At 39.2% G+C, this 12,739-nt stretch carries 7 protein-coding genes and 3 pseudogenes; 4 read left to right on the top strand and 6 right to left on the bottom strand.

Annotated elements, in window-relative coordinates:
* Positions 1-50 precede the first annotated feature (50 nt).
* Entirely contained in the window at positions 51-959 is a 909-nt protein-coding gene (gene cysD, locus L2764_RS10530; protein WP_248940173.1) for a sulfate adenylyltransferase subunit CysD, read from the bottom strand.
* A 364-nt stretch (positions 960-1,323) separates the two neighbouring features.
* On the opposite strand from cysD, the gene L2764_RS10525 reads away from it, so the two are divergent.
* Positions 1,324-2,247: an alpha/beta hydrolase family protein gene (locus tag L2764_RS10525; protein ID WP_248940172.1), complete on the top strand. Its 924-nt coding sequence runs from the start codon at positions 1,324-1,326 to the stop codon at positions 2,245-2,247.
* Between the two features lie 162 nt (positions 2,248-2,409).
* Here the strand turns inward: L2764_RS10525 and L2764_RS10520 are convergent, their stop codons facing one another.
* Complete coding sequence (locus tag L2764_RS10520; protein ID WP_248940171.1) at positions 2,410-3,027, bottom strand: hypothetical protein; 618 nt, start codon at positions 3,025-3,027, stop codon at positions 2,410-2,412.
* Positions 3,028-3,233: 206 nt separating this feature from the next.
* A pseudogene (locus L2764_RS10515) lies at positions 3,234-3,467 on the bottom strand (transposase); the annotation flags it as partial.
* A 63-nt stretch (positions 3,468-3,530) separates the two neighbouring features.
* Between L2764_RS10515 and L2764_RS10510 the strand changes: the two are divergent.
* A pseudogene (locus L2764_RS10510) lies at positions 3,531-4,552 on the top strand (IS701 family transposase).
* Positions 4,553-4,599: 47 nt separating this feature from the next.
* On the opposite strand, the pseudogene L2764_RS10505 reads toward L2764_RS10510, so the two are convergent.
* The 3 genes and pseudogenes from L2764_RS10505 to L2764_RS10495 form a co-directional block, all read right to left on the bottom strand.
* Positions 4,600-4,830: pseudogene (locus L2764_RS10505) on the bottom strand (IS4-like element ISAs18 family transposase); the annotation flags it as partial.
* 210 nt (positions 4,831-5,040) lie between these two features.
* Positions 5,041-11,205, bottom strand: a complete 6,165-nt coding sequence (locus L2764_RS10500; RefSeq protein WP_248940170.1) for a non-ribosomal peptide synthetase — start codon at positions 11,203-11,205, stop codon at positions 5,041-5,043.
* A gap of 253 nt (positions 11,206-11,458) precedes the next feature.
* Complete coding sequence (locus L2764_RS10495) at positions 11,459-11,935, bottom strand: IolE/MocC family protein (RefSeq protein WP_248940169.1); 477 nt, start codon at positions 11,933-11,935, stop codon at positions 11,459-11,461.
* Between the two features lie 404 nt (positions 11,936-12,339).
* Here L2764_RS10495 and L2764_RS10490 point away from each other — a divergent pair, with 404 nt between their 5' ends.
* Entirely contained in the window at positions 12,340-12,525 is a 186-nt protein-coding gene (locus L2764_RS10490) for a hypothetical protein (RefSeq protein ID WP_248940200.1), read from the top strand.
* Positions 12,526-12,554: 29 nt separating this feature from the next.
* Positions 12,555-12,739, top strand: a 185-nt coding sequence (locus L2764_RS10485) for a transposase (protein ID WP_248940168.1), incomplete at its 3' end; no start/stop codon positions are given.

The raw sequence follows: 12,739 nt of genomic DNA, 5'->3' as shown, positions 1-12,739 counted from the left end.
GATAAAAAGAGGGACTTAAAAAAGGGCGTAAGCCTAAAAAGGAAGTAAGCTTAGAAATAGCCTTCCATTTTCTTTTTTTCCATCGACCCCGAAGAGTCATTATCAATCACTCGGCCCTGGCGCTCAGAAGTGGTACAAAGCAACATCTCTTGAATAATTTCAGGTAAGGTTGTGGCCGTCGATTCAACCGCGCCCGTCAGCGGATAACACCCTAAGGTTCTAAAACGCACCATTTTATTTTCAACCACTTCGCCTTCTTCAAACTCCATACGCTCATCATCAACCATGATCAGCGTGCCATCACGCTCAACCACAGGACGCGGCGCCGCCAAGTAAAGCGAAGGAATTTCAATTTGCTCTAAATAGATATACTGCCAAATATCCAGCTCAGTCCAATTCGATAAAGGAAACACACGAATGCTCTCACCTTTATCCACTTTACCGTTATAGATATTCCATAACTCAGGACGCTGATTCTTAGGATCCCAACGATGCTTGCTGTCGCGGAAAGAATACACCCGCTCTTTAGCACGCGATTTTTCTTCATCACGGCGTGCACCACCAAAAGCGGCATCGAAACCATGCATGTCGAGCGCTTGCTTCAAGCCTTCCGTTTTCATGATGTCAGTATGCTTAGCACTACCATGGGTGAAAGGGCTAATGTTCATTTCTATCCCGCGCGGGTTCTTATGCACGATTAAATTAAACCCGTGTTTTTCCGCCATTTGATCACGAAAAGTGATCATTTCCTTAAATTTCCAGTTGGTGTCAACATGCATCAAAGGAAAGGGGATTTTAGCGGGATAAAAGGCTTTTCTCGCCAAGTGAAGCAGGACCGATGAATCCTTCCCCACGGAATACAGCATGACAGGATTCTCAAATTCAGCGGCCACTTCACGCATAATTTGTATTGATTCGGCTTCAAGTGCCTTCAAATGTGTCAATCTAATGGGATCCATACTATTCCTACAATAAAAATAAGCCCAAGTGCTCGCGTTAAAACAAGGCGTCACACAGAAGAGTGTATTAGCATGAGATTCATTTTAAGTGACAAACCTTAGTGACTGCCAACCTTATCTCCCTAAAACCTAGATTGAAATCTATCAACTAATAACCTTAGGTTATATATAAACAGTGTAAAGGAGATAAAAGTTATATAAATAATAAAACAATAAGCAACGATATTAACAGTCATAAATCACGCTTAGACAGGCTAAGTATTGGACTAAAAAATAAAATTACAATAATCTAACATGGTTAGAAATAAACGTCATGATCGACAGACTCACTCAATAATAAGCTAAAAGATAAGGAATCGTCTCAATGGAAGCCAAGGAAGTTACCCACACCACAATAAGAACCAAAGATGGCTTTAATTTAGCTGCCACTTTATATGCCTCCCTAACACCCGCCAAATGCATCGTTATCATCAATTCAGCCACGGGGGTAAAAAAACAATATTACACCGATTATGCTCAATTTTTATCCCAAGAAGGCATTATAGTACTGTGTTATGACTATCGTGGTATTGGTGGCAGTCAACCTAAAAAGACTGAGCAACGTAAACAAATGAGAATGCAAGACTGGGGCGAGCTGGATTTTTCCGCCTGCATTACATGGTGCCAAGAACACCACGCTCAGCTTCCCATCGTCTGCCTTGGCCATTCGGTAGGCGCGCAAATTATTGGCCTAGCAAACAATAATAACGCATTGAGCGCATGCCTTAGTCTCTCGGGTCAATCTGGCTATTGGCGTCATTGGGATAAAAAAAAGTGGCCAAAACTCTGGCTCGCTTGGTATGGTATCATCCCCATCATGTCACAAGTATTCGGTTACTTACCCCGCACGATCCTCGGCAGCGAACCTCTGCCAAAAGGCATCGCTCAGCAATGGGCTAAATGGGCAAGAAACCCAGACTATATCTGTGACGAAAACGGCATAAAATGGCGCCCTTATTTCTCTCAAGTGCATTCTCCCATGCATTTTTATGCCATTAGCGATGATGATGATTTTGCCCCACTCAAATCCGTTAAAGCCCTCGCCCAATTTTATCGCAATGCATCTGTCACACTCGAGCGACTCCATCCTGAAGATCATGCTATTCCCTTCATCGGTCATTTTGGTTTTTTCAAAAAAACAATGCCTCGAGCCTTATGGCAAACCACCAGCGATCAAATAACAACCATGCTAGAGCAACCCATAACCCCTCCAGCTGGTATCAAAAGCGCTCAGTTCAATAGTGCCTAAGGCTTGTGAAACAGTATTTTTCGCAGAAAAGAGTTAAGTCGATATAAGTTGAAAATCATCTCATGCCATTATAATGGTGCAATAGGTCAACCACCAAAGATCACTCGGTGATCTTTGGTGGCAAACAGAAAAAATCTATGGCTGGTATTGCTATCTTAACCATTAATTTTGGGCATCTAAGATCTGTTCTGGATCACCTAAATATTTAGGTAATTTTTCTTCAACGATAGACATTAGAAAAGGCTTTAATAACAGCGATACGGGCGAAAACACCAGCATACCTAAAGCAAATATGACTAACCCCGATGTATACAGCGGATTTTTTCCTAGGGTAAAATTAGAAAACATAAGCATTAACGTACCAATAATTAAGCAAGATACCGATCCGCAAGCAACATAACCTAAGATAATTGATTTTTCGAAATAAAAGGGCAGTAAACCAAAACCCAATATCAATAAAAATAGCGACCCTAATGGAATAACAAACGCTGAATCTTCAGCATCAAAAATATCAACTGAATGAATAGCCTCCACAAACTCATTACGTTTATCTTCAGGAATTTTATTAAGTTTAATAATGGCATTAGACTTCCTAATAATGAAGACCATCCTATTATTGAGTTTAACGTCTAATCCAGTACACCCATCGAACCATTGAGTGTCCTTTTGTCCTGATTTGAAAAATACATAAGTCAAATCTAATCCAATACCATTAAACGCATCGATTAACTTGTCACATTGCTCTTTATTAAACTCATGGGTTTTTACTACAGTATTCATTTTATATCCTTATAAACTTATATTCCCTATAAAAACAATGGACAATCTATATCAATTAACCCCATTAATAAAGCAATGATACAACCCCCTTTTTTGGCTATGAATCATACTGGATTAAAAGCATTTATAATCATACCGTTAAAAATACAACCTAGAAAAGTCATTCCAATAAAAATCCCCGCAGCAAGCTGCGGGGTATTAATTGATCACCCCACCATCAACTGTTCACTCTTCTCTACCAATTGTTTATGAAACTGTTTATAGTCATCATTACCTTGATTCTTTACATATTTTTTGATCGTTTCTTCATCACCGTGCTTTCCTACTGTGCTAACAAAATAACCATCTGACCAAAACGGCCCTCCCCATAATTGCTTTTTCACTTCAGGACATCTCTTGAATATTTCACGAGCTGAAATACTTTTAATTACTGATGTTACGCAAACCATATCTGGTATTCTTGCCTGATGAAAAAAGCTAACCTTGATTGATACACCGACTATTTGCTAAGCACCTTTGGTGCTGCGACGGCGACAGGTCTGTCAGACATGGTCGAAGGTGAGGTCAGTCATGACAAGATCACTCGGCTTTTATCAGGGCAAGATACACTTCCAAAGATTTATGGCAGCAGGTTAAATCGACAGTGAGAAACGTTGAGCGTAATGATGGCGTGTTGATTTTTGACGACACGATTCAAGAAAAAGCTTGGACGGATGAAAGTGAGTTAATGTGCTGGCATTACGATCACTGCAGTGGCCGCAACGTCAAGGGCGTCAACCTGTTGAATCCACTGTACCACTCAGGCGAAATGTCTATTCCAGTGGCATTTGAGTTGGTAAAAAAGCCCTTCCAATATAGTGATCTGAAGACTAGGAAGGTCAAACGTAAAAGCGAGATAACCAAAAATGAAATGATGCGTCAAATGATCGAAACCTGTATTAGTAATGACTTGAAATTTCTTTTTATTCTTATGGATAGCTGGTTTTCATCAAAAGATAATTTTGATTTCATCACCAGTAAGGACAAGCACTTTATCGCAGCACTCAAGAGTAACTGACTAATAGCGTTGTCCGAGGAAGACAGAAAAAATAAGCGTTTTGTACGAGTAGATGAGCTGAATTTCCCAGAACAAACCGCAGTGCAAGGCTGGCTAAAAGGATATGAGAAAGCAGTCCTTTTAGTTCGCCAAGTTTTTACAAACAAAGACGGCAGCACTGGAATATTGCATCTGGTTTGCAGTGACTTAACTTGCGACTATGACGCCATCACCACGACCTACAAAAGACGGTGGAAAGTGGAGGTGTTTCACAAATCATTGAAGTCAAACGCTAATATGGCAAAGTCGCCAACCAGAACAGTGAGAACTCAAAGTAACCACATATTCATGTCAATTTGTGCAGCCTTTAAGCTAGAAAGTTTAAGTATCAAAAACAATCTCAATCCCTTTGCTATTTGTCGAAAGTTACTCATCAATGCATCACGATCCGTTTATGCCGAACTTCAGCGATATCGGATGGCTGCGTAACATCAGATATCAATACAAATATTCTTCAACTCTGTATCTACCTCCTCAGTAAAAACAGCTTTTCTGTATTTGCTGAGTAAGCGGTCAACTTGTTTTATAGATGATTTGGGTTTGAGTTTTTTGGCTGTTGCTAAGCCTTTACCAATGGTATGAATAGCCAATGAGCCTTTTTGAATAACGCCGAGGGTGGCATTTGCTAAAGAATGAACACGCTTTGCGTGCATATCATGGCCAAAAATATTGTCTATATGTTGATTAATTTTATCGTGGGTAAGCATCAGATCATTAAATGAAAATGGGTAAAAAGAGACTGCCACAACCTACAACCCTTGTCAGGCCTAGTTTTTATGAGGGGATTGATAAGGCAGACACCCCTATATTAATAGCTTACATTGCATTTAAGTTAGGGTTTTGTCATAAAGTCTATCGAAGTGACTGCCTCCACTAATGATTTAGTGGGGGCTGCTTGATAAGGTTAGTCGTCTAGATTAAGCGGAATCGGCGGCTACGATAAAGCCGCTCTCACTCCAATGTTGATAATAAATGTCTAGCAGAGAGTCCATATCGAAGTCTAGGTTTGATTGCTTAATATACTCACGTTCGACGTTGATCTCCTGATGTTGCTTCGATTCTAAATAGAATGATTTAAATGGGTAAAGGGCATTATCGGTATTGATATGAGGGACCCATTTCTCTGCCCATTCGCTAGGACACACAAACTTCAATTTGTGACCTTTATTTACAAGATGTTCTAGCTTTTTTCGCCAATTTACAAATGCAAGGTATCCGAGGTTAACAATGTCTTGTAAGTGTTTCTTTTGAAAACTGCTTGATACAAGTAAGGCCGCAAGCATATCCACGGGGCTAATATCGAGGTTGTAAGACTCCCAATTAGGCGCTGCACCCATCTGTAAACACCCCTTAATTAAATTTAAGGTATGATTGATGTCCGCGTTGGATGCACCATAACGGGTACAACCTGTAATATTTCCCATACGATAAATCGTGCCATATAAACCTTGTTTAAACGCCTGTTCCATAAGGCGCTCTGAAACCCATTTAGATTGAATATAGCCGTTTTTAGCATTTGGTGAGTTAGCGACAAGCTTTTCTTGAATACCCGTTTCATCCATCGGCGCAGAAGACATAGTTGACACGTAGAACATCTGTTTCGGAGAGCCCTGTTGACACAGCTCTAATAAATATAGTGTGCTGATAACATTAGCATTACGTAACATAACGTAGCTATGTAGATGGTTTACCCATGCTCCGCAATGGTATATGGCATCAATGTTTTGTCCTAAACAATTCCATGTCTCATCATTTAACCCTAATTTACTTTTATTAAGATCACCGCACAGTATTTTAATCTGTTTAGAATTGACTGATATTCGGTATTTCTCACAGGAGGATAGGAGTTTCTGCATACCTGATGCGATATCACACCCACGAACTAAGCAATAAATATTTGCGGTGGGTAATTGTTTTTGTAATTCATGCAATAAATGAGCCCCTAAGAATCCAGTAGCACCGGTCAGTAGCACATTTCTTACGTTAACATCTTCCGCTGATATAAATGATTTGTATAGCTTGAGCCACTGATCTTCATAGTATATCCTGTCATCTTCATCCTGAATTTCATTCCCATCAATGATACTTGCCAGTTCAAGCAGAATCGGAGTGGTAAATACTGTTTTTACTTCAAGCTGAATATCCAGTTTTTTGTTAATCTGATCGATCATGCGAATGACTAGTAGTGAATGCCCCCCAATTTCAAAGAAGTGGTCTTCCACACTCACCTCATTGATATCTGTAAGTAACCCTTTCCATATATCGACTAATATTGTTTCGGTTTCGGTTCTTGGTGCAATAATTGTCTGCTGCACCGATACAGTGAAATCGGGCTCAGGAAGTTTGCGTTTATCTACTTTACCGTTAGAGGTGAGTGGGAAGCTTTCCATGACATTCATACCGGATGGAATCATGTAAGCTGGAGCTTGTGATCGCAATGACTTTAATATGTCTGCTTGAGTAGAATGACTTACACAATAGGCAAATAGTTGTTTCTGACCATGATGTTCTTTAGCAGTAACAACTGCTTGCTCAACTTCAGGAAGTTGAGTGAGAATCCTTTCAACTTCCCCTAGCTCTAAACGAAAGCCACGAATTTTAACTTGGTTATCGACTCGCCCAATAAACTCAAGTGTTCCATCATTTAGCCAACGAACTCTATCGCCTGTTCTGTACATAATTGCGGTGGCTGGAGTTGCATTCCGAACCATTTCATTTTGATAAAATGGATTGGAAATAAAGGAATCTTCAGTTTTATCAGGGTTGTTCAGGTAACCATCAGCTAGGCCTTCACCACTAGTGTAAAGTTCTCCTGAAACGCCTACAGGTAGTGGTTGCAAGTGACTGTTTAGTACATAGCACGTGGTGCTCGAGATAGGTCGACCAATTGGAATCGAACCCTTATAACAATCTTCCAACGCTATTGGGTGCATTGTTGTAAAAGTGGTGTTTTCTGTTGGACCATATCCATTCCAGATTTTTTTTGGAGGTGTGTCAGAAGTTAGGACTGAAGCAATACTTTTGGCGTTGAGTGCATCCCCACCAACCATGAGGTTGTTCATGCCACTAAATGCGTTCACATTTTCAGAAGCTATCTGGTTGAACAGAGCGACAGTAAACCAAGCATCGGTGATTTTTTTCGTTTTAAGTTCGTCTTGCAATGCAGTACTATCAATGACCGTTTCGTAAGGGATAACGACGAGGCTTGCTCCATTGAGTAGTGGGGCCCAAATTTCCAACGTTGATGCATCAAACGCAATGTTACCAGCCTGCGAAAACACTGATTCGGAAGAAACTGGAATGGTAGCGTTATTAACAACCAAACGTGTTATGCCACGAGTGGGAACCTTCACTCCTTTTGGCTGCCCTGTTGATCCTGATGTGTACATAATATATGCAATACTATCCGGTGATTTCTGAACGACCGGAAATGCTGGAAGTTTTTGATCAAGATCTAGGTTGGCTAAAGTGATTTCAGCACAGAGGGCTTGTCGTCCTTGATGTGCAGATTCAGTGATCAGTATACATGCATCACTATCTTCGAGAATGTAGTGTAAACGCTCGTCAGGGTGGCTTGGATCAAATGGAACATAAATAGCACCTACTTTGAGAATGCCTAGGATAACAGCAATCATCAAGTCGTCACGCTCTAGAGCAAACGCAATATACTTATCTTCCAAAGAGTTGTGGTCAGAATTTTTCTGTAGGCTATAAGCAATGTTATCAGATAGCTGATCGAGTTTCTGGTAACTCAATATTCGGTCTTTAAATAGCACTGCTGGAGAATCAGGTGAGTGTTTAACTTGCTCTTGGAAGCGTGTTATTAAGTCTAATTGTTCTACTGGCATACTCGTTCTGTTCAACTCAATTATGTGATGGCGATAGGCTCCATCAGTAAGAAGATCTATATCATTTATTTTATTTGAACCAGAAACTATCGCAGTGAGTATATTTTCATAATTTTTCAAAAGCTGAGGTATCAATGCTTCAGGCCAGATTCCTTTTCTGAATAACGCTTCAACCTTTAGTCCTTCATTCCCTGGTAGAGTGACATTAAGCAGTAAATCAAATTTAGCTTGTTCAGGCTTTAATTCAATGTTTCGTAACTTTGCGTGCGGTAAATCTAACGACTTCCCGTTTCCACCATCTGTATTCTGTAAAACAAAGGCAACAGAGCATAGTGGGTGATGATCACCGTTGCGTGGTATGTTTAGTCGGGACAATACTTGATCAAGAGGTGCTGAGCCGTGTTCAAAAGACTCGAGTAGAATTTGATGATTATGTTCAATAAACTCTAAAACTAACTGATCTTCGTTAACCTGAGTACGTAGAATTATTGTGTTGGCAAAGAAACCTATTTGTTTCGCCAATTCCTGAACTGGACGGTTAGCCCAAATACTTGCGATTGAGACATCATCTTGGGAACAGTATCGAGATAATAGTATCGATAGACCAGAATAAAGAATGTTAAACAAACCCGTTTGGTTATCTATTGCGAGAACTTCAAGATTTTTCTTTAGTTCTGCATCAAGTATCAGAGAGCATTGTTCGCTTTCGTTATGTGTTGCTGAACTTTTTATAGTAGGGAGCTCTAATGGCTTAGCATCAGTTAGTCGGTTTACCCAGAAATTAAGATCATCACTTAAGTCTCGCTCTTTCTGCCACAGACAATAATCAGTGTATTGGACCTCAAGTTCTTCTAAACCTTCTGATGGCTCACCAATCTCTAATGAATATAGAGATTTCAACTCCGCATAAAAGTTCCCCATTGACCAACCGTCAGTAATAATGTGGTGAATGTTCACTAATAGGTAATATGAGTCTGAAAAATGATAAAGGTTGACATGTAACAGAGCTTCATTTTCGAAGTCAAATGGGCGTTCAGCGCCTTCTTCAAGCGCTTGATTTAACTGTCCCTCACTTTCTAATGTATTGATGGGTAAAGAGAATTTATTCTTATAAACTTGTTGGTACCCTTGAGCATTTTTCTCAATAATCCGAACGTTTAAGCTTTCGTGACGAGAGATTAGTATCCTAAAAGCGGATTCTAGAGCTGATGGAGAGAAGTCGCCACTAATCTGAAATACGGCAGGGATATTGTACAGAGCGGAAGAACCTTGAGTTTTTTCGATCATCCATAAGCGCTGCTGTTCAAAAGATAGTGGGATCAATTCGTGAGAGGGAGCTCTCCTCTTTATCTTCCTATCTTTTATAAGTGTTGAATCAGAGCTCAAAGTCTCAATATAATGTGCAAGATCCATCAAAATTGGAAATTTAAAGAAATCAGCGATCTTAATTTCAACGTTTCTTTGCGTAATAAGTTGTTGCCTGACTTTTACAACTTGCAATGAATGACCACCTATTTCAAAGAAGTTTGCATCGCGACTGATTGGCTGATTAATCATTAATATCGCTCCCCAAATCGATGTGAGAGTTTCTTCCATGGCCGTTTGTGCTGCCGAATATTCCACAGAAGTTGATGAAAAAGAAAACGAAGGCTTATGGAGCGCTTTTTTATCAACCTTACCATTGGCCGTCAATGGGAAAGTATCCATAATGATCAGGTTAGTGGGAACCATATAAGCGGGTACTTCAGTTCTAAATTGCGCTATTATCTCAGAAGAAGAGGAGTTACTGACGCAATATGCCACCAAATACTTATGACCTTGGTGCTCTTGTGAAATAACGACTGCTCGCTCAACGTTTTCAAGTTTCGTTAGCTCAGTCTCAACCTCTCCTAACTCTAAACGAAATCCTCTGATTTTCAATTGGTTATCGACTCTACCAATAAATTCGATACATCCGCTGTCTAACCTGCGAACTCTATCGCCTGTTTTATACATGATTTCGGTTGCTGGAGTTTCATCTCGCACGACTGCGTGTGCATAAAATCGATTATTAACAAAAGCTTCTGCTGTTTCGTCTGCTTTATTTAAGTAACCGTTGGCCACTCCTAACCCACTGGTATATAACTCACCAGGTTGCCCGTCAGTAACTGGCTGTAAGTTTTCATCGAGCACATAGCAAGTTGTGTTTGAAATAGGTTTTCCAATAGGGATTGAGTTTGAACGACAATCTGACAATTCGATTGGATGCATGGTTGTAAAAGTCGTATTTTCGGTCGGACCGTAACCATTCCAAATCTGTTTAGGAGGATTGTCAGAGGTCAATACAGACTCAACACTTTTTGGGTTAAGTGCATCTCCCCCAATCATCAAGTTATTGATACTACCAAATGCATTTTTGTTGTCTGCAGCCAATTGATTGAAAAGAGCAACCGTGAACCAAGCATCTGTTACTTGTTTACAACTCAGTTCATTTTGAAGGGCAGCGCTATCGATAACTGTTTCGTATGAAATAACAACAATGCTTGCGCCATTTAACAAAGGAGCCCATATTTCTAAAGTTGACGCATCGAAAGCAATATTGCCCGTTTGAGCAAATACAGCATTAGGGCATACTTTGAGAGTTTCACTGTTGATAACCAAACGCGTTATGCCCTGTTGGGATATTTTTACGCCTTTTGGTTGCCCTGTCGAACCTGAAGTGTACATAATATAAGCAGTGGAGCTTGGGGATGTTTTGACAATAGGAAAGGAGGTCTTTCCCCTTTCAATATCAATGGCACTATCAAGCGTAAACTCTCGACAATAAGACTGACGGCCCAAAGAGATGAAATCGGTGACTAGAAAACATGCTGAGCAGTCTTCTAATACATAATGAAGACGTTCATCCGGGTGTGTTGGATCAAATGGAACATACGTAGCTCCAACCTTTAGAATCGCGATAATCAGAGCGATCACTTTCTCGTTACGTTCGAGACAAAACGCAATGTTTTTTCCATTTAGGTCAACTCCATTGAATTGAACCATCAGGTGAAATGCGATCTTATCTGACATCTTATCTAGCTGCTTATATGTAAGTGCGGTTTCTTTATATTGCACTGAGATAGAATGAGGGTTTTTATTTACTTGTCGTTTAAAATGTTCGATTAAACTGATGTTTTCAAATGAACGTTTTGTTTTGTTGAACTCAACCAAATGTTTCATCAGGTTAGGAGTTAACTGAGAAAAGTTAGACACAAATAGCCTCGATTTATTGATGTTAAATTAGATAGTCTGTACATAGCCAACCATCTGACGTGATGGTATTAGCAGTAGTTACAACTCATTGCGAGTTTCATGAATATCAGAGCTAAGATTTGCTGCTAAGTGCTTAGCTAAAAATTTACCAAGGTTGGGTTTAGCCCTTTAAACAGCGCTAGCCCATACACCGTCTAGGTAATCTACATATAGGGAATGATTAAAAATCAAAAAAGTACTAGATAACTTCAACTCAGGTACTTATGCTGGATGGAATTGACTGTTCATCTTTAATATCTAGGAACGTTAAATTGTAATCAATTTTTATATCAGATAGGTGTATATAAGCAGTATCTTTAGATGCTTCCTTTATGGTCTGCAAATATTTTTTTTCTGTACAATATGTATGAGATAAATCAAAATGTAATTTAAATCGTGAATTATTAATTCGACTCTGGCGCGAATCGACATCAACAGATACAACAGAGGGTTCATGGGGAATATCAGATAGGAAAAAGGTAGTAGCTGTTGATATAGCAACAGGGTTAATTTTTTTCTCTGCAAATTGTTTTCTTAATTCTAATACTTCGTCATCAGTAAGGTAGAATGGATTACATTGATCTTTACTAAAACATAGCTCTACACCAGAATAACCTGATTTCATAACTTCAAGTGAAGACTCTAGTAAACTTCCTGTTTTTATACTATTAACACTATAACTTAGTTTCATATATTATCTAGTTTCCTTGGGTAAGGATTATGGATTTATGAATGAAATTTATTATAGTCATTATTAAAACGACTGTAATAAAACAACCTGTCAACAACCGATTTATTATTATAATTGATACAATCCTAATATTAGTAATATAAATATTTACCTTCTTATATAAACAATATATATTCCATAAAATAAATATGATTGCTTTTAGTTTTTTCGTATCAATTTGTAATTACATATTAATGAAACAATTTTTTAAGTCAAAAAGAGTTTGATACAAATAGAGATGTAAGTACGCAAGCTGAGATCTAGGTTAGATTTTTCACCTTAAATGCACTATTAACGTTAACAACTTGCTGCGCATAATGGTTAACTAGGTAATTACCGTTGTGCTTATTGTTGCGGTGTGAAGCGTGGCTGTAAATGTATCCCAAAAGTTAAATAGTAATATTATTGATATTTACACTGCAAGGTGGCGAATAGAAGATTTTCATAAAGCATGGAAAACGGGTGCAGGAGCTGAGCGGCAAAGAATGACAGAGCCTAGAACTTATAAAGAGCGGTTTGATCCTTGGCAGTACTTTCGGACTCTCGGCTAAGTGAGTAAAATCACTAACCGAGGTATAATATGATGACAAAGAAAATACGCACAGATGAGTTCAAGAAAGAAGCACTTGCTTTAGCTGAAAGAAATGGGGTTTACAAAGCCGCAAAAGAGCTGGGTATTCATGAATCACAAATCTATAGCTGGCGTGCAAAAACAACCAAGAAAGCAAGCACTAGCCAGAGGGAAGCTGAGCTTGCCGCCGAAGT

It is taken from the genome of Shewanella surugensis (assembly GCF_023284005.1).
GTDB classification, from domain to species: Bacteria; Pseudomonadota; Gammaproteobacteria; order Enterobacterales; family Shewanellaceae; genus Shewanella; species Shewanella surugensis.
This window is presented reverse-complemented; position numbering and strand designations above follow the sequence as displayed.

What these genes read in the sequence shown, in the direction of transcription:
- cysD (WP_248940173.1), bottom strand. Translation starts at nt 959, where the DNA reads ATGGATCCCATTAGATTGACACATTTGAAGGCACTTGAAGCCGAATCA.
- L2764_RS10525 (WP_248940172.1), top strand. Translation starts at nt 1,324, where the DNA reads ATGGAAGCCAAGGAAGTTACCCACACCACAATAAGAACCAAAGATGGC.
- L2764_RS10520 (WP_248940171.1), bottom strand. Translation starts at nt 3,027, where the DNA reads ATGAATACTGTAGTAAAAACCCATGAGTTTAATAAAGAGCAATGTGAC.
- L2764_RS10495 (WP_248940169.1), bottom strand. Translation starts at nt 11,935, where the DNA reads ATGAAACTAAGTTATAGTGTTAATAGTATAAAAACAGGAAGTTTACTA.